The organism is Pseudomonas sp. GW821-FHT11G12 (genome assembly GCF_058808055.1).
Map to the genome: position 1 here is coordinate 38671 of NZ_JBXARH010000011.1, position 17735 is coordinate 56405.

Sequence of the window (17735 nt, forward strand, 5' to 3'; positions counted from 1 at the left end):
AATAAAAGGTGCAGCCATGCCCGCTATCCGAATTGGCATCAACCCGATTTCCTGGAGCAACGACGACCTGCCGTCCCTCGGTGGTGAAACACCGCTGAGCACCGCCCTCAGCGAAGGCAAGGTCATCGGTTATGAAGGCTTCGAACTCAACGGCAAGTTTCCCAAGGACGCCAAAGGCGTTGGCGACGTGCTGCGCCCGTATGACCTGGCGTTGGTGTCCGGCTGGTATTCCAGTCGCCTGGCGCGCCGTTCGGTCGCCGAGGAAATCGACGCGATTGCCAGCCATGTCGAGTTGCTGGCGAAGAACGGCGCGAACGTGCTGGTTTACGGTGAAGTCGCCGATTCCATTCAGGGCCAGCGTATTCCGCTGGTCGAGCGCCCGCGTTTTCACACCGAACAGGCGTGGGAGCAGTATGCCGACAAGCTGACCGAACTGGCACGCTTCACCCTGTCCCAGGGCGTGCGTCTGGCGTATCACCACCATATGGGCGCCTACGTCGAATCACCGTCGGACATCGACACCCTGATGGCGCTGACCGGCAGTGAAGTCGGGCTGCTGTTCGATTCGGGCCATTGCTACATGGGCGGCGGTGAACCCTTGCAGGTGCTGCGCAAACACCTGTCGCGCATCTGCCACGTGCACTTCAAGGACGTGCGCAAACCGGTGGTGCAACTGGCGCGCAACAATCTGTGGAGCTTCCCCGACTGCATCATCAACGGCACGTTCACCGTGCCGGGGGATGGCGACATCGACTTCGCCGAACTGCTGGACGTGCTGCTGGCGGCCGATTACCACGGCTGGCTGGTGGTCGAAGCCGAGCAGGATCCGGCAGTGGCGCCGAGTTACGTCTACGCGAAAAAAGGCTTCGACACCTTGCGCGCGCTGCTCGACGAGAGGGCTGCACGATGAGCCTGCTGGTCAAAAGCAATGCCCGTGGCCGGACCATGGTCGAGCTGGCTGAAGGTGAGTTGCAATACGTCGGTTTCGCCGCCTACCGGTTGAGCCTGGGTGAAACCTTGCCTGTCGCGGCGGGCGACAAGGAGCTGTGCCTGGTGTTGCTCAGCGGTCGGGTCGGCATCCACGGCGAGGCACTGGGGCTGGGGACCTTCAACTGGGACAACCTCGGTGATCGCCAGTCGGTGTTCGAAGACAAATCCCCGTTCGCCGCGTACTTGCCACCCGGCAGTCAGGCGCAGGTGGTGGCATTGAGTGATGCGCAAGTGGCGGTTTGCGCGGCTCCCGGTTCGACCACCATGGGTCTCGGTCCGCGCCTGATCAGGCCTGAAACCATGAAGCGCAGCGTGCGCGGCAAGAGCGCCAATACCCGCTATGTCTGCGACATCCTGCCGGACAGCGAGCCGGCTCATTCGCTGCTGGTGGTGGAAGTGCGCACGCCGTCCGGGCACTCGTCGAGCTACCCGCCGCACAAGCACGACACCGACGACCTGCCACACCAAAGCTTTCTCGAAGAAACCTACTACCACCAGATCAACCCGCCCCAAGGCTTCGTGTTCCAGCGGGTCTACACCGACGACCGCAGCATCGATCAAACCATGGCCGTGGAAAACAGCGATCTGGTGGTCGTGCCCAAGGGCTATCACCCGGTCAGCGTGCCGTATGGCTACGAATCTTATTACCTGAACGTGATGGCAGGGCCGAAACGCGTCTGGCAGTTCCATAACGACCCGCAGCACAGCTGGCTGCTGGATCTCTGAATTCCAACTTTCGCACGGAGAACAAGAACAATGAGCGACGCCCCGGTCATAGGCCACTACATCGACGGTCAGGTGCAGGACAGCGGTAGCGAACGATTCAGCGATGTCTTCAATCCGGCCACCGGCGGCGTTCAGGCGCGGGTCGGGTTGGCCAGCCAGAAGACCGTGGACGCTGCCATCGCTTCGGCGCTGAAGGCATTCCCGGCCTGGTCCGAGCAATCGTCCCTGCGCCGTTCGCGGGTGATGTTCAAGTTCAAGGAATTGCTCGATCGTCATCACGACGAACTGGCCGAAATCATCAGTCGCGAACACGGCAAGGTGTTTTCCGACGCCAAGGGCGAAGTCACACGAGGCATTGAAATCGTCGAGTACGCCTGCGGTGCACCGAACCTGTTGAAGACCGAGTTCAGCGACAACATCGGCGGCGGCATCGACAACTGGAACCTGCGTCAGCCGCTCGGCGTCTGCGCCGGGGTCACGCCGTTCAACTTCCCGGTGATGGTGCCGCTGTGGATGATTCCGCTGGCGCTGGTCACCGGCAACTGCTTCATCCTCAAACCGTCCGAGCGCGATCCGTCCGCCAGTTTGCTGATGGCTCGCCTGTTGACCGAAGCCGGTTTGCCGGACGGTGTGTTCAACGTGGTCCAGGGCGACAAGGCGGCGGTCGACGCCTTGCTGCAGCACCCGGACATCGAGGCGATTTCGTTTGTCGGTTCGACGCCGATTGCCGAGTACATCCACCAGCAGGCAACCGCGCGCGGCAAGCGGGTGCAGGCGCTGGGCGGCGCGAAGAATCACATGATCGTCATGCCCGACGCGGATCTGGATCAAGCGGCGGATGCCTTGATCGGCGCCGCTTACGGATCGGCCGGTGAACGCTGCATGGCAATTTCAATTGCGGTTGCGGTCGGCGAAGTCGGCGATCAACTGATTGCCAAACTGTTGCCGCGCATCGATCAGTTGAAAGTCGGCAACGGTCTGCAAGGCGACAACGACATGGGCCCGCTGGTCTCCGCCGAACACAAGGCCAGGGTTGAAGGCTTTATCGATCAGGGCGTGGCCCAGGGCGCGCAGCTGATTGTCGATGGCCGCCACTTCAAGGTGCCGGGGGCCGAGGCGGGCTTTTTCGTCGGGGCGACGCTGTTCGATCACGTCACCACCGACATGAGCATCTATCAGCAGGAAATCTTCGGGCCGGTGCTGGGCATCGTCCGCGTGCCGGACTTCGCCAGTGCCGTGGCGCTGATCAACGCCCATGAATTCGGCAACGGCGTGTCGTGCTTCACCAGCGATGGCGGGATAGCCCGTGCCTTCGCCCGCACCATCAAGGTCGGCATGGTCGGCATCAACGTGCCCATTCCGGTGCCCATGGCCTGGCATTCGTTCGGTGGCTGGAAGCGCTCGCTGTTCGGCGATCACCATGCCTACGGGGAAGAAGGCATTCGTTTTTACAGTCGCTACAAAAGCGTGATGCAGCGCTGGCCCGACAGCATTGCCAAGGGCCCGGAATTCAGCATGCCGACGGCCAAATAATTCACCTGCGCGGAGAACAACAAGAATGAGTACTCCCCTGCGTTTTGCCCTGAACCGAATGGTCGCTCCACGTTTATCCCTGCCGGCGTTCATCGAATTGGCGGTGACCCTCAAGGCTGACGCCATCGAGATCCGCAACGACCTCAAAGGCGTCGAGATCGATGACGGCACCGCACCCGAACACGTGCGTGAGTTGTGCGCGGCCCATGGCATCAGCGTGCTGTCGATCAACGCGCTGTATCCGTTTGATGTGTGGAATGACGAGCGCCGCGCGCAGGCCTTGAAGCTGGCTGCCTATGCCCGCGATTGTGGTGCGCGGGGGCTGGTGATGTGCCCGTTGAACGATCGCGCCGATCCGCGCAGCGTGGCCGAGCGTGCGTCGGGCCTGCGCACCGCGTTGAGCGAGCTGGCGCCGATCCTGCGTGATCACGGCCTTCTGGGATTCATCGAGCCTCTGGGTTTCAAAGCCTGCTCGCTGCGCCGCAAACGCACGGCGGTGGAGGCGATCAAGGCGGTCGGCGGGCTGGATATGTTCCGCCTGGTGCATGACACCTTTCATCACCACCTGGCCGGCGAGCAAGAGTTTTTTCCCGAGCTGACCGGGCTGGTGCACATCTCCGGTGTCGAGGAGTCCGAGGCGCCGCTGGCGACCCTTTGCGATGGTCACCGGGTGCTGGTGGGGGCGGACGACATTCTCGGCAACGCGGCACAAATCAACAGCCTGCTCGCTGGCGGCTACAGCGGCTACCTGTCGTTTGAACCATTCGCCGACAGCGTCCATGGCCTGGCGGATATCCAGACGGCGATTGGCGCGAGCATGGACCACCTGAGCAACTCCCTGAGTTGACAGTGCCCCTCGCAGGGGGGGCGGATCTGAATTTGAAAGGTGCGGTTATGACCACAACAAGACTGACCATGGCTCAGGCCCTGGTGAAATTCCTCGACAACCAGTACATCGAGGTCGATGGCGTTCAGAGCAAGTTCGTCGCCGGGATCTTTACCATTTTCGGCCACGGCAACGTGCTGGGTCTGGGGCAGGCGCTGGAGCAGGACAGCGGTGACCTGATCGTCCATCAGGGCCGCAACGAACAAGGCATGGCCCATGCGGCGATCGGTTTTGCCAAGCAGCACCTGCGACGCAAGATCTACGCCTGCACCTCGTCCGTGGGGCCGGGTGCGGCGAACATGCTGACTGCTGCCGCCACCGCGACCGCCAACCGGATTCCCTTGCTGCTGTTGCCGGGTGATGTCTATGCCTGTCGTCAACCGGACCCGGTGTTGCAACAGATCGAGCAGTTCCACGACCTGAGTATCAGCACCAACGATGCGTTCAAGTCCGTGAGCAAATATTGGGATCGCATCAACCGCCCCGAGCAATTGATGAGCGCTGCGATCCACGCCATGCGCGTGCTCACCGACCCCGCCGAAACCGGTGCCGTGACCCTGGCCCTGCCGCAGGATGTGCAGGCCGAAGCCTACGATTATCCCGATTACTTCCTGCAAAAACGCGTGCACCGCATCGAGCGTCGTCCGGCCACTGAAGCGATGCTCGGCGATGCCGTGGCGCTGTTCAAAGGCAAGCGCAAACCGTTGATCATCTGTGGTGGCGGCGTCAAATATTCCGGCGCCAACGCGGCGTTGCAGGCGTTTGCCGAGCGTTTCGATATTCCTTTCGCTGAAACCCAGGCCGGCAAGAGTGCGGTGGTTTCCGGCCATCCGCTGAACGTCGGCGGCATTGGCGAAACCGGTTGCCTGGCGGCGAATCTGCTGGCCAAAGAGGCGGATCTGATCATCGGTGTTGGCACCCGCTACAGCGATTTCACCACCGCGTCGAAATCCTTGTTCCAGCACCCTGACGTGCAGTTTCTCAACCTCAATATCAGCCCGTGCGATGCCCTGAAACTCGATGGTGTGCAACTGCTGGCGGACGCCCGAACAGGTTTGTCGGCGCTGGCTGAAGCGCTGGGCGACTACCGTTCCGGCTGGGGCGATGACCCCCGTCAGGCGAGGGCGCAACTGGACGAGGAGGTGGATCGCCTTTATCAGATCGACTATCAGGCCCGGGATTTCCTCCCGGAAATCAACGACCACCTCGATTCGGCGGTGTTGCGCGAATTCATTGAGCTGACCGGCTCCTGTCTGACCCAGAGTCGCGTGCTCGGCGTGCTCAATGAAACCCTCGCCGATGACGCGGTCATCGTCGCCGCCGCCGGCAGCCTGCCCGGCGACTTGCAACGCAGCTGGCGCAGCAAGGGGGTGAACACCTATCACGTCGAGTACGGATATTCGTGCATGGGCTATGAGGTGAACGCTGCGCTGGGCGTGAAGCTCGCCGAGCCTGAGCGCGAGGTCTATGCGCTGGTGGGCGACGGCTCCTACATGATGCTGCACTCGGAGCTGGTCACCTCGATCCAGGAGCGGCGCAAGATCAACGTGGTGCTGTTCGACAACATGACCTTCGGCTGCATCAACAACCTGCAGATGGGCAACGGCATGGACAGCTTTGCCACCGAGTTCCGTTTCCGCAACCCGCAGACCGGCCAGCTCGACGGCGCTTTCGTGCCGGTGAATTTCGCCATGAGCGCGGCGGCCTACGGCTGCAAGACTTACAAGGTGAACACCGTTGAAGAGCTGCAGGCGGCGCTGGCCGATGCGCGCTTGCAGACGGTCTCGACCCTGATCGACATCAAGGTTCTGCCCAAGACCATGATTCACGGTTACCTGTCGTGGTGGCGGGTCGGCGTGGCGCAAGTCTCCACCAGCGCCCGTACCGAAGCGGTGGCCAAAACCCTGAACGAACGACTGGCCAAGGCCCGTCAGTACTGATTGCCCTTAATCGAACAACCACAAGGAATCCTTTCATGTCATTGTTTTCCCAAGCGTTGCGGCTAGGCGTCATCGGCACCGGTGCCATCGGCCAGGACCACATCCGTCGGTGCAGCCAGACCTTGCTCAACAGCCAGGTCGTCGCGGTTACCGACATCAATTTGCAGCAGGCGGCCAAGGTCGTGGCAGACCTGAAGCTGACCGCCGAGGTCTATCCCGACGGCCACGCGCTGATCCAGGCGCCGGACGTCGAGGCGATCCTCGTCACCTCCTGGGGCCCGAGTCACGAAGAGTTCGTGCTGGCCGCCATCGCGGCGGGCAAACCGGTGTTCTGCGAGAAGCCACTGGCGGTCACAGCCGAAGGTTGCCGCAAGATCGTCGAGGCCGAAGTGGCCCACGGCAAACGGCTGGTGCAGGTTGGTTTCATGCGTCCGTACGATGAAGGTTATCGCGCGTTGAAGTCGGTGATCGACAGCGGCCAGATCGGCGAACCGTTGATGCTGCACTGCGCCCACCGCAACCCGAGCGTGGGTGAAAACTACAAGACCGACATGGCGATCACCGACACGCTGATCCATGAACTGGACGTGCTGCGCTGGTTGCTCGACGACGATTACGTCTCGGTGCAGGTGGTGTTCCCGCGCAAGAGCAGCAAGGCCCTCGCGCATTTGAAAGATCCGCAGATCGTGCTGCTGGAAACCGCCAAGGGCACGCGTATCGACGTGGAGGTTTTCGTCAATTGTCAGTACGGCTATGACATTCAGTGCGAAGTGGTCGGGGAGACTGGCATCGCCAAACTGCCGGAGCCGTCCCAGGTGCAATTGCGCAGCGGGGCCAAGCTGTCCAACGCGATCTTGATGGACTGGAAGGATCGCTTTATCGCGGCCTATGACGTCGAGTTGCAGGCGTTCATCGATGGCGTGCGGGCAGGGCAGGTCGGTGGGCCGTCGGCGTGGGATGGGTTCGCCGCCGCTGTTGCCGCCGATGCGTGCATCGAAGCGCAGAACAGCGGCGCGATCGTCAACGTTGCACTGCCTGATCGCCCGAGGTTCTACGGTTAACGCTGCTCCCACAACCACCGCGTTTTCCCGAGACGCGGTGACATAACAATAAGAAGGAGTTCAGACATGCGCATCGGACTTGTCGGTTACGGCCATGGCGGCCGGTTTTTTCATGCTCCGCTGATCAGCAGCCTGCCGGCGGCGACGTTCGTCGGCGTGGTCACCCGTTCAGCGGAGCGCCGACAGTTGCTGGCAGCGGAACATCCGGGTGTGCCGGCCTTCGACAGCATCGGCCAGTTGGTGGAAGCCGGAATCGATGTGCTGGTGGTATCGACGCCTCTCAAGGGCCGGCCGGCACTGGTGCTCGACGGCATCGAACACGGCGTGGCGGTGGTCAGCGACAAGCCGTTCGCCGCCGATTGGCAGCAGGCGCAAACCCTGATCACCATGGCCGAGCGCCAAAGTGTGCGGCTCAGCGTCTATCAGAACCGACGCTGGGACTCGGACTTTCTAACCGTGCGCAAACTCATCGAATCCGGCGCGCTGGGCCAGGTCAGCCGTTTCGAATCGCGGATCGAGCGTTACTCGCCCTCGTCGGTTCACAACGGCAGCGGCGGTGGTTTTCTGCGCGATCTTGGCAGTCATCTGGTCGATCAGGCGCTGTTGCTGTTCGGCCCGGTGACACGGGTTTACGCCGAACTGGACTACCTGGAGAAAGACCAGGCGTTCGATCACGGCTTCTTCATGTCCCTGACCCATGCCAGCGGCGTAACCTCGCACCTGGGCGGCAGTTGCCTGGAAAACAGCCCCGGCCCGCGCTTTCGGGTGAGCGGCACGCTGGGTTGTTACAGCGTCGAGGGGCTCGATGGGCAGGAGGCCATGGCGCTGGCCGGGCTCTCGCCGAAAACCGAAGGCGAGCGCTGGGGCGTCGAGGAGCACCGGCGTTGGGGCTGGTTCGAGCACGGAGAAGAGCGCGAACGGGTTCCTTCCGAACGAGGATGCTGGAGTCAGTTCTATTTACAGCTACAAATCGCGTTGCAAAACGGTGGCCCACTGCCCGTGGACGCCCGTGATGCACTGGCGACAACCCGCGTGCTAGACGCTGCGCGCCTGAGTTTCAAACGTCATCAAGTGGTGGAGCTGAGTGAGTTTGCGAGCCATGGAATAAAATCATAATAAAATTCTAAAATTTGTTGATATGGAAAATATTTTCCAATAAAGTCGATTCCAGATTTACTGTCTCGCGATACGTTCCAACGCCTCGACTGCTTGTCCGCTTACTGAAATCGTCATGCCTCATCCATAAAACCAACAAGAATGTGGAGAAAGACTTTTCATGAAGACCAAGACCCGTTTTGCCTCACTGGCCTTGTCCCTGATGTTTGCCAGCGGTGCTGTGCTGGCCGATATGAAGATCGGTGTCAGCATGTCCCAGTTCGATGACACCTGGCTGACCTACCTGCGTGAATCCATGGACAAGAAAGCCAAGTCCTATCCCGACGGCGTCAAGCTGCAGTTCGAAGACGCCCGCAGCGACGTGGTCAAGCAATTGAGCCAGGTCGAAAGCTTCATCAGCCAGAAGGTCGACGCCATCGTGGTCAATCCGGTGGATACCGCCGCTACCAAGAAGATCACTGAAGCGGCGGTGAAGGCCGGGATTCCGCTGGTCTACGTCAACCGTCGTCCCGATGACTTGAACCTGCCCAAAGGTGTAGTAACCGTTGCTTCCAACGACCTGGAGGCCGGCGAGATGCAGATGCAGTACCTGGCCGACAAGATGGGCGGCAAGGGCGACATCGTGATTCTGCTGGGTGATCTGGCGAACAACTCCACCACCAATCGCACCAAGGGCGTCAAAGAGGTGCTGGCCAAATACCCGGACATCAAGGTCGAGCAGGAGCAGAGCGGCGTCTGGCTGCGGGATAAAGGCATGACGCTGGTCAACGACTGGTTGACCCAGGGCCGCAAGTTCGACGCGGTCGTCTCCAACAACGACGAAATGGCGATCGGTGCCGCGATGGCCCTGCAGCAGGCCGGCGTCGCAAAAGGCAGCGTGCTGATCGCGGGTGTCGACGGTACGCCGGATGGCTTGAATGCTGTGAAGAAGGGCTCGCTGGCCGCTTCCGTGTTCCAGGACGCCAAGGGTCAGGCCGACGGCTCCATCGATACCGCAGTGAGAATGGCGAAGAACGAGCCGGTCGAGCCGGCGGTCTGGGTGCCGTTTCGTCTGATCACGCCGCAAAACGTTGACCAGTTCAAATAGTCCGTCCGTTCAATAACAACAATAAGCCCGCAAGGTGGCGAACGCGACCTTGCTGATGGAGTACCTGATCATGTTCGCTTCAGCGACTGCTTCGAGCACCCCTTTGACGGGGAGCCCGCCCACTTCAATACCTGTCGAAGAGCCGTACTTGCTGGAGATCCTCAATGTCAGCAAGGGTTTCCCCGGTGTGGTGGCGTTGTCCGACGTGCAACTGCGGGTACGTCCCGGTTCCGTGCTGGCGCTCATGGGAGAAAACGGCGCGGGTAAATCCACCCTGATGAAAATCATCGCCGGCATCTACCAGCCAGACGCCGGCGAGCTGCGCCTTCGGGGCAAGCCGGTGGTGTTCGAAACGCCGCTGGCAGCGCTTCAGGCCGGGATCGCGATGATCCACCAGGAACTCAACCTGATGCCGCACATGAGCATCGCCGAAAACATCTGGATCGGCCGCGAGCAACTCAACGGCTTTCACATGATCGACCACCGGGAAATGCACCGCTGCACGGCGAAACTGCTGGAGCGTCTGCGGATCAATCTCGACCCTGAAGAGCAGGTCGGCAATCTGAGTATCGCCGAGCGGCAGATGGTCGAGATCGCCAAAGCCGTGTCCTACGACTCCGACATCCTGATCATGGACGAACCGACGTCGGCCATCACCGACAAGGAAGTCGCCCATCTGTTCTCGATCATTGCCGACCTGAAAAACCAGGGCAAAGGCATCATCTACATCACCCATAAAATGAACGAAGTGTTCGCGATCGCCGATGAAGTGGCGGTATTTCGCGACGGCGCCTATATCGGTCTGCAACGGGCTGATTCCATGGACAGCGACAGCCTGATTTCGATGATGGTCGGTCGCGAATTGAACCAGTTGTTTCCGGTGCGCGAAAAGCCGATTGGCGATCTGCTGCTGTCAGTGCGCGACCTCAAGCTGGATGGCATTTTCAAGGGTGTCTCCTTCGACCTGCACGCCGGGGAAATCCTTGGCATCGCCGGGTTGATGGGCTCCGGCCGGACCAACGTGGCCGAAGCGATCTTCGGCATCACGCCCAGCGATGGTGGCGAGATCCGTCTCGATGGCGAGGTGGTGCGCATCAGCGATCCGCACATGGCGATCGAGAAGGGCTTCGCGCTGTTGACCGAGGATCGCAAGCTCAGTGGTCTGTTCCCGTGCCTCTCGGTGCTGGAAAACATGGAAATGGCCGTCCTGCCGCACTACACCGGCCACGGATTCATCCAGCAAAAAGCCTTGCGCGCCTTGTGCGAAGACATGTGCAAGAAGCTGCGGGTTAAAACCCCGTCGCTGGAGCAGTGCATCGACACCCTGTCAGGTGGCAATCAGCAGAAAGCCTTGCTGGCCCGCTGGCTGATGACCAACCCGCGCATCCTGATTCTCGACGAGCCGACCCGTGGCATCGATGTAGGCGCCAAGGCCGAGATTTACCGGCTCATCGCCTACCTCGCCAGCGAAGGCATGGCGGTGATCATGATTTCTTCGGAGCTGCCGGAAGTGCTCGGCATGAGCGACCGGGTGATGGTCATGCACGAGGGCGACCTGATGGGCACCCTCGACCGCAGCGAGGCGACTCAGGAGCGGGTGATGCAACTGGCTTCGGGCCTGTCCTCGGTTCATTAATGGATGCCGGTGGTGGCCGAGGCCGCCGTCGATGATGCGATAGAAAGGTGAGTGGTTATGAACGCGATACTGGAAAACAAACCGGCCACGGCACCGGTCAAGAGTCGCCGGCGCTTTCCGACGGAACTGAGCATTTTCCTGGTGCTGATCGGCATCGGCCTGGTGTTCGAACTGTTCGGCTGGATCGTACGCGACCAGAGCTTTCTGATGAACTCCCAACGGCTGGTGCTGATGATTCTGCAAGTGTCGATCATCGGCCTGCTGGCGATTGGCGTGACCCAGGTGATCATCACCACCGGGATCGACCTGTCGTCGGGCTCGGTGCTCGCCTTGTCGGCGATGATCGCAGCCAGTCTGGCGCAGACATCGGATTTCGCCCGTGCGGTGTTCCCGTCACTGACCGATTTACCGGTCTGGATTCCCGTGATTGCCGGGCTCGGTGTCGGGTTGCTGGCGGGGGCGATCAACGGCAGCATCATCGCTATCACCGGGATTCCGCCGTTCATTGCCACGCTGGGCATGATGGTTTCGGCCCGTGGCCTAGCGCGTTACTACACCGAAGGCCAGCCGGTGAGCATGCTCTCGGATTCCTACACGGCCATCGGCCACGGCGCGATGCCGGTGATCATCTTTCTGGTGGTGGCAGTGATCTTCCACATTGCGCTGCGCTACACCAAATACGGGAAGTACACCTACGCCATCGGCGGCAACATGCAGGCGGCGCGTACGTCTGGTATCAACGTCAAGCGCCATCTGGTCATCGTCTACAGCATCGCCGGGTTGCTGGCGGGGTTGGCAGGCGTAGTGGCTTCGGCCCGAGCGGCCACCGGGCAGGCCGGGATGGGCATGTCCTATGAGCTGGATGCGATTGCTGCCGCGGTCATCGGTGGTACGAGTCTGGCAGGTGGGGTGGGGCGAATCACTGGCACGGTGATCGGCGCTCTGATTCTTGGGGTGATGGCCAGCGGTTTCACGTTCGTCGGGGTCGATGCCTACATTCAGGACATCATCAAGGGGCTGATCATCGTGGTCGCGGTGGTGATCGACCAATACCGCAACAAGCGCAAGCTCAAGCGCTGAAATTCGTCGCCCTGGCCTGCTAAAGCGGAATGAGCGTCGCACAAAAAATGCCGATCGGAGAGATCGGCTCTTTTGTGCCTGCGAAAACTGCTGAGGCGGTAAAGTCGTTCAGGGTTTCTTTTCTTCTACCCCATCCTTTGACCCGCTGGATGTTTGTGCATCCTTCTCTGTCTCGTGGGACTCTGCACCGGAGTTTGAACCCGAGGCCTCTTCACCTTTTTTGTCGGCCTTTTCTTCCTTGGATTCGGTGACGCCCTGGTTGACTCCGGGAATACCGGTGGGCGGGACGGTGCTTCCCGCCATCGCAAGCGGTGCGGTGGCAGATAAAAGACTTCCAAGCATAAGGGCTGCAATGGTTCTGTTCATCGTCGGCGCTTCCGCGTCAGGTGGACAGACGTTGCAAGAGCAGAGGCGGGTAAAGTGCCCGTCGGGTGACGGGCGGAATCTCGTATCTATTCGTTCACGGATGCCCGCTATAGATGTGGCTCAGTATGAACAGCTCGATGATCGCTACAAAGACGCAGAGCACGACAAATCCGCGGGTGAAGACTCTGCGAGGCTTTTGGCCGGACGTCTCGAAGCTGCCCGGGGTCGATAGCAGGTTTGAGAAAAACTCCAGTAACTCCATCCGTGTCTGTCCTTCGCTCGGTGCTTGTGTTGCGCTGTGGTGCGGTTTATCTCAACGGTACAGAGGATTGCGTCCATGCTTCACGGCTCGCGCAGCTGGCTCCATTCAATCCCAAACCGTCCCAGATACTTTCTCAATCGGTCCGCATCATTGGGCTGCGCCTTCGCCTGGCGGGACACGCCGAACAAGCGTCTGCCCGCATCCGACAAGCTATCTGACTCTCTGCACACTGCCAGTACGGCCTTCAATTGCAATCGGTCAAACAGGTCCATGCCTTCGGCGTCTCCCGGCAAATCGTCCGTCACTCCTGCCGGTTGCTTCAGTCCCCAGGCATAACGAAGTCGATCAATTTCTTCCTGCACTTGCGCTTCATCAATTCGGCCGCTGTCGGCCAGTGTTGCCATGCGTGTGATCGAGGCCGAAAGTTCGCGAAAGTTGCCCAGCCACGCCGCTTCGCGTGAACTGGCGAAGGCGAGATAGCGCCTGCGCGCTTCGAGGTTGAAACGTACCAACTGACCGTGCTCGCGTGCGTGGCGCTCGAGTTCGAAATCGATGTTGGGTTCGATGTCTTCTCGACGGCCGGCCAGGCCGGGCAGATCAAATGTCCAAAGATTGATTCGTGCGTACAGGTCTTCCCGGAACAGGCCTTCGGCGACCCGACTGCGCAGGTCGCGGTGAGTGCCGGCAATGATCAGGAAGTCACTGTCGACTTCCTTGTCCGAGCCGAGCGGGAAGAAGCGCTTCTCTTCAATGGCCTTGAGCAGCATGGCTTGTTCGTCTGCGCCCAGTTCGCCGATTTCGTCAAGAAACAACATACCGCCGTCGGCGGCGCGTAGCAGGCCGTCGCGGGCATTTTGCGCGCCGGTGAAGGCGCCTTTGACGTGGCCGAACAGGGCTGACATCGCGCCGTCGCCGCGCAGAGTGGCGCAGTTCACTTCAACGAAGCGTCCTTGCATTTGATGGCGGCCGCGCTTGAGCTCATAGATCCGTCGAGCGAGGAAGGATTTGCCGGCTCCGGTCGGGCCGATCAGCAACATTGGCGCTTTCGAGCGCACCGCGACGCGTTCGATCTGTTCGATGGAGCGGTTGAACGCGGCGTTGCGTGTGGCGATGCCGGATTTAAGAAACTCCAGGCTTTCGAGGCGTTTGTTGGTAAAGCGAGTGGCAATGCGATCGTAGCGCGACAGGTCGAGATCGATCAGCGCGTGAGTGCCGGTGGCCGGCTCATCTTCGCTCTTGCGGCGGGCGGGGGAGGTCTGGATCAGCCGTGCCGGCAGGTAGCGCGCCTCGGTCAGCAGGAACCAGCAGATCTGCGCCACATGGGTGCCGGTGGTGATGTGGACCAGATAGTCCTCGCGTTCGGTATCGAAGGTGTATTCGGTGGTGAAGTCGTGCAGCGCGCCATAAACCTCTTCGAAATCCCACGGGTTGCGCAGCGCCATCGGGTGCAGGCAGACCTCGGTTTCAGGCGATACCTGACTAATGTCTTCGCGAACTCGCTCGGCAAGGCTGGCGTCTCGGGCGTCTGTGCCGTGAATCAGTTCCAGTCGATGAATCAACACATCCGGCTGCTGGCACAGGCCCACGCTCGGGCGCCAGTGGTTCCAGCGATTGGCACCTTTACCCACGCGATCGAGGGTTGCTCCGATAAAACCGATGGCAACAGTGCGCTTGTTTTGCATGGCTATCTCAAAAGATAAAAGACGATATTCAATGATAGTGTTCTGCGAATCGGTTTGTCGTGCTTAACGTTATGAGATCATCGCAATAAAAATAAATATCTATATAAATCAAATAGTTAAATTATTTTCTGATGCTTTTTTCAAAGCTGGCACGGCGGCTGCAATACCTCTTGCAACGAACAGGACAACACAGCGAGACGCCACGATGGCCAATTTCAACCTCTTCAACACACAATCGAACAACCTGCCGGCGTGCGACACCTTGAATGCTTCTGGAGCGGCGGCCTATGCCTATACGCCCAAGCATCAATTGGCCCAGTTGGCAGTGACCGGTTGTCTGAACCAGACCTTTTACGCAACGGCTGAAAACCAGCTGGATCAGGTGTTGAAGCTGGTGGCTGAACTGGACAGCCGTTTTGTGGCCAACGCCGCAATATACGCCCGCAAAAAGGGCCATATGAAAGACATGCCGGCCTTGTTGTTGGCGGCGCTGACCGCCCAGCGTTCGGTGCTGGTACCGGAGGTGTTCGGAGGGATCGTCGACAGTGGCAAGATGCTGCGCAACTTCGTACAGATCCTGCGCAGTGGTGCCACGGGGCGCAAATCCCTCGGCTCGCAGCCCAAGCGGCTGGTGCAGAACTGGCTGAACAGCGCGACCGAGCGGCAACTGCTGCAAGCGTCGATCGGCAATCAGCCCTCGTTGGCGGACGTGGTGAAAATGGTTCATCCCAAACCGTCCGAAGCCTGGCGCGAAGCGTTCTTCGCCTGGCTGATCGGCAAACCAGTGGATGCGCAGGCGTTGCCGGAACTGACCCGCGATCTGCTGGCGTTCCGCAGTGGTGCAAGTGATCAGGTGCCAGAGGTGCCTTTTCAATTGCTCGGCAATGAAACCCTGAGCAAAGAGCAGTGGGCTGCTCAAGCGCGAAACATGGGCTGGCAGGGGCTTCGAATCAACCTCAACACCCTGGCGCGCCATGGTGCTTTTGAAGTGCCGGGTTGCACCGAATACGTGGCCGCGCGGTTGGCGGATCCCGAAGCAGTCGCCAGGGCGCGGGTGTACCCGTACCAGTTGCTGACGGCGTATCGAATGATCGGTGATGACATTCCGGCGCCGATACGCGAGGCGCTGCAAGATGCACTTGAGCTGTCGTTGACCAATGTGCCGAAGATTGAAGGCGCGGTGGTGGTCTGCCCGGACGTCTCCGGCTCGATGGGCAGCCCGTTGACCGGATACCGGCAGGGCGCGACCACGGCGGTGCGCTGCATCGATGTGGCGGCGTTGATCGCGGCAGCGGTGTTGCGCAAGCAGCCGGCTGCACGAGTGATGCCGTTCGAGGTCGACGTGGTGGATATCACGCTCAACCCGCGGGACAGTGTGATCAGCAATGCCGAAAAGCTTGCGGGCATTTTCGGTGGTGGAACCTGCTGTTCGGCGCCGCTGAAGAAGCTGGCGGACAGCAAGGCCAGGGTCGATACGCTGATCATGGTGTCGGACAACGAATCCTGGATCGATGCGCGACGTCGAGGGGCGAGTGAAACGATGCTGCAATGGGAGCGGATAAAGCGGCTCAACCCGCAAGCACGCCTGATCTGTATCGATCTGCAACCGGGTTGGGCGACACCGGCGGCGGATCGCGACGACATCCTGAATGTCGGCGGCTTCAGTGATGCGGTGTTTGATGTGATCGAGCAATTCACCGCCGGCCGGTACGGTGCGCAGCACTGGGTCGAAGCGATCGAACGTATGGAATGAAGCTGAATAATTGATTTGTCACGGGCACTGAATGCCGGTGGGACTACATCCAAGACGTCTCATCAAACCCTTGTCAGTGCGCGTGACGGCACGAATGCCGATGGCTGTACATCTGAGGCCGGCTAACCCCGGTGCGCGGTGACGCGCAACAGTCATCAACCTTTGTCGTGCCACCTTTTTCGAATTTGCCCGGCGAATGCCGGTGGAACTACAGGACGGCGTGGGGACGGGTTCGAATCCCGTCGACCGAAAGGTCGTAGCTCAGCGGTAGAGCGCGCTGCATGTTTCACCCAACCTTGTCGCCGAAGGCTGTGTAACCGCGCCGAATCATCGGCCAGACAATAAAGAATCGAGATGATGAAACAACACACTTACCAACTGCTGGAAGTTGCTAACGGCAAGCCGATCAAACTCTGGACCGAAGGCGTCCCGGTGGAAAACGAAGCCCGCGAGCAACTGATGAACACGGCGAAGATGCCATTCATCTTCAAGCATCTCGCCGTGATGCCGGATGTCCACTTGGGCAAGGGCTCGACCATCGGCAGCGTGATCCCCACTGTAGGCGCGATCATCCCGGCGGCGGTCGGAGTCGATATCGGATGCGGCATGATTGCTGCGCGAACTTCTCTGACAGCTGCTGATTTGCCCGACAACCTGCATGGCCTGCGCAGTGCGATCGAACAGGCGGTGCCCCATGGCCGCAGTTCGACCCGATCACGGCGGGACAAGGGCGCCTGGGACGAGATTCCGGTGCAGGCCGATCAGGCGTGGGCGGCGCTGCATCCACGGTTCAAGGCAATCACCGACAAGTACCCGAAACTGGCCAACACCAACAACCGTGGGCATCTCGGAACATTGGGCAGCGGCAACCACTTCATCGAAGTGTGTCTGGATGAGGCCAATCGGGTCTGGTTCATGTTGCACAGCGGCTCGCGGGGTGTCGGCAACGCCATCGGCAACCTGTTCATCCAGATGGCACAGGCGGATATGCGTCAGCACATCGCCAATCTGCCGGACCGTGACCTGGCCTACTTCGAAGAAGGCAGCCAGCACTTTGATGATTACGTGGAGGCGGTGGGCTGGGCCCAAGACTTCGCCAAGCAGAACCGCGCGTTGATGATGCAGGCCGTGATTCAGGCGACGCGACAGATTATCCGCAAGCCGTTCGAAGTGGCGCTGGAGGCGGTGAACTGCCATCACAACTACGTGCAGAAAGAACGGCATTTCGGCGAAGACATTCTGGTCACCCGCAAAGGCGCGGTATCGGCGAAGAAGGGCGAGTTGGGGATCATTCCCGGTTCGATGGGTGCCAAGAGCTTCATTGTGCGCGGTCTGGGCAACGAAGAATCGTTTTGCTCCTGCAGCCACGGTGCCGGTCGGACCATGAGCCGTACAAAGGCAAAAAACACCTTCACCGTTGAAGATCAGATTCGTGCCACCGCGCACGTTGAATGCCGCAAGGATGCTGCGGTGATCGATGAAATTCCGATGGCCTACAAGGACATCGACAAAGTCATGCACGCCCAGCGCGAGCTGGTGGAAGTGCTGCACACCTTGCGTCAGGTAGTGTGCGTCAAGGGATAGCGCGTGCCATGGCACGCTGGAACAAGGATTGAA

14 protein-coding genes are annotated in these 17735 nt (G+C 60.3%); 12 read left to right on the forward strand and 2 right to left on the reverse strand.

Translation table 11 applies throughout. From position 1 onward, the window contains the following. The first annotated feature begins 16 nt into the window (after nt 1-16). From iolE to AC1RR7_RS26445, 10 genes are all read left to right on the forward strand, one after another. Nucleotides 17-910: a myo-inosose-2 dehydratase gene (gene iolE, locus AC1RR7_RS26400; RefSeq protein WP_493158725.1), complete on the forward strand. Its 894-nt coding sequence runs from the start codon at nt 17-19 to the stop codon at nt 908-910. After that, entirely contained in the window at nt 907-1716 is an 810-nt protein-coding gene (gene iolB / locus AC1RR7_RS26405; protein ID WP_493158726.1) for a 5-deoxy-glucuronate isomerase, read from the forward strand. Before iolE ends, iolB begins: the two co-directional genes overlap by 4 nt. 30 nt (nt 1717-1746) lie before the next feature. Further along, nucleotides 1747-3249 (forward strand): CoA-acylating methylmalonate-semialdehyde dehydrogenase, encoded by a 1503-nt coding sequence (locus AC1RR7_RS26410; RefSeq protein ID WP_493158727.1) that lies wholly within the window; start codon nt 1747-1749, stop codon nt 3247-3249. Between the two features lie 25 nt (nt 3250-3274). Next, a complete protein-coding gene (locus AC1RR7_RS26415) occupies nt 3275-4096 on the forward strand; it encodes a TIM barrel protein (RefSeq protein WP_493066658.1) in 822 nt (273 codons plus the stop codon). 47 nt (nt 4097-4143) lie between these two features. Further along, nucleotides 4144-6075: a 3D-(3,5/4)-trihydroxycyclohexane-1,2-dione acylhydrolase (decyclizing) gene (gene iolD, locus AC1RR7_RS26420; protein WP_493158728.1), complete on the forward strand. Its 1932-nt coding sequence runs from the start codon at nt 4144-4146 to the stop codon at nt 6073-6075. A gap of 35 nt (nt 6076-6110) precedes the next feature. Continuing rightward, nucleotides 6111-7136 carry a bifunctional inositol 2-dehydrogenase/D-chiro-inositol 1-dehydrogenase gene (gene iolG, locus AC1RR7_RS26425; RefSeq protein ID WP_493158729.1) on the forward strand — a complete coding sequence of 342 codons (1026 nt, stop codon included), beginning with the start codon at nt 6111-6113 and terminating at the stop codon, nt 7134-7136. A gap of 66 nt (nt 7137-7202) precedes the next feature. Further along, nucleotides 7203-8252 (forward strand): Gfo/Idh/MocA family protein, encoded by a 1050-nt coding sequence (locus tag AC1RR7_RS26430; protein WP_493158730.1) that lies wholly within the window; start codon nt 7203-7205, stop codon nt 8250-8252. A gap of 160 nt (nt 8253-8412) precedes the next feature. After that, the gene (locus AC1RR7_RS26435) at nt 8413-9339 is read left to right on the forward strand and encodes a sugar ABC transporter substrate-binding protein (RefSeq protein ID WP_085732515.1); all 927 of its coding nucleotides are present in this window, start codon (nt 8413-8415) and stop codon (nt 9337-9339) included. 70 nt (nt 9340-9409) lie between these two features. After that, nucleotides 9410-10975, forward strand: a complete 1566-nt coding sequence (locus tag AC1RR7_RS26440; RefSeq protein WP_493158731.1) for a sugar ABC transporter ATP-binding protein — start codon at nt 9410-9412, stop codon at nt 10973-10975. A 57-nt stretch (nt 10976-11032) separates the two neighbouring features. After that, on the forward strand, nt 11033-12055 hold the full coding sequence (locus AC1RR7_RS26445) for an ABC transporter permease (RefSeq protein WP_007956055.1): 1023 nt from the start codon (nt 11033-11035) through the stop codon (nt 12053-12055). 108 nt (nt 12056-12163) lie between these two features. Here the strand turns inward: AC1RR7_RS26445 and AC1RR7_RS26450 are convergent, their stop codons facing one another. Both AC1RR7_RS26450 and rtcR read right to left on the reverse strand, forming a co-directional pair. Beyond that, nucleotides 12164-12421, reverse strand: a complete 258-nt coding sequence (locus AC1RR7_RS26450; RefSeq protein ID WP_493158732.1) for a hypothetical protein — start codon at nt 12419-12421, stop codon at nt 12164-12166. Nucleotides 12422-12763: 342 nt separating this feature from the next. Beyond that, on the reverse strand, nt 12764-14365 hold the full coding sequence (gene rtcR, locus AC1RR7_RS26455; protein ID WP_493158733.1) for an RNA repair transcriptional activator RtcR: 1602 nt from the start codon (nt 14363-14365) through the stop codon (nt 12764-12766). Between the two features lie 205 nt (nt 14366-14570). Between rtcR and AC1RR7_RS26460 the strand changes: the two genes are divergently transcribed. Both AC1RR7_RS26460 and AC1RR7_RS26465 read left to right on the forward strand, forming a co-directional pair. Further along, a complete protein-coding gene (locus AC1RR7_RS26460) occupies nt 14571-16118 on the forward strand; it encodes a vWA domain-containing protein (RefSeq protein WP_493158734.1) in 1548 nt (515 codons plus the stop codon). A gap of 357 nt (nt 16119-16475) precedes the next feature. Further along, on the forward strand, nt 16476-17702 hold the full coding sequence (locus tag AC1RR7_RS26465; RefSeq protein WP_102621585.1) for an RtcB family protein: 1227 nt from the start codon (nt 16476-16478) through the stop codon (nt 17700-17702). Nucleotides 17703-17735 lie beyond the last annotated feature (33 nt).

Excerpts from the sequence above, each read along its gene's own strand:
- iolE (WP_493158725.1), top strand. The coding sequence starts at position 17 with ATGCCCGCTATCCGAATTGGCATCAACCCGATTTCCTGGAGCAACGAC.
- iolB (WP_493158726.1), top strand. The coding sequence starts at position 907 with ATGAGCCTGCTGGTCAAAAGCAATGCCCGTGGCCGGACCATGGTCGAG.
- AC1RR7_RS26410 (WP_493158727.1), top strand. The coding sequence starts at position 1,747 with ATGAGCGACGCCCCGGTCATAGGCCACTACATCGACGGTCAGGTGCAG.
- AC1RR7_RS26415 (WP_493066658.1), top strand. The coding sequence starts at position 3,275 with ATGAGTACTCCCCTGCGTTTTGCCCTGAACCGAATGGTCGCTCCACGT.
- iolD (WP_493158728.1), top strand. The coding sequence starts at position 4,144 with ATGACCACAACAAGACTGACCATGGCTCAGGCCCTGGTGAAATTCCTC.
- iolG (WP_493158729.1), top strand. The coding sequence starts at position 6,111 with ATGTCATTGTTTTCCCAAGCGTTGCGGCTAGGCGTCATCGGCACCGGT.
- AC1RR7_RS26430 (WP_493158730.1), top strand. The coding sequence starts at position 7,203 with ATGCGCATCGGACTTGTCGGTTACGGCCATGGCGGCCGGTTTTTTCAT.
- AC1RR7_RS26435 (WP_085732515.1), top strand. The coding sequence starts at position 8,413 with ATGAAGACCAAGACCCGTTTTGCCTCACTGGCCTTGTCCCTGATGTTT.
- AC1RR7_RS26440 (WP_493158731.1), top strand. The coding sequence starts at position 9,410 with ATGTTCGCTTCAGCGACTGCTTCGAGCACCCCTTTGACGGGGAGCCCG.
- AC1RR7_RS26445 (WP_007956055.1), top strand. The coding sequence starts at position 11,033 with ATGAACGCGATACTGGAAAACAAACCGGCCACGGCACCGGTCAAGAGT.
- AC1RR7_RS26450 (WP_493158732.1), bottom strand. The coding sequence starts at position 12,421 with ATGAACAGAACCATTGCAGCCCTTATGCTTGGAAGTCTTTTATCTGCC.
- rtcR (WP_493158733.1), bottom strand. The coding sequence starts at position 14,365 with ATGCAAAACAAGCGCACTGTTGCCATCGGTTTTATCGGAGCAACCCTC.
- AC1RR7_RS26460 (WP_493158734.1), top strand. The coding sequence starts at position 14,571 with ATGGCCAATTTCAACCTCTTCAACACACAATCGAACAACCTGCCGGCG.
- AC1RR7_RS26465 (WP_102621585.1), top strand. The coding sequence starts at position 16,476 with ATGAAACAACACACTTACCAACTGCTGGAAGTTGCTAACGGCAAGCCG.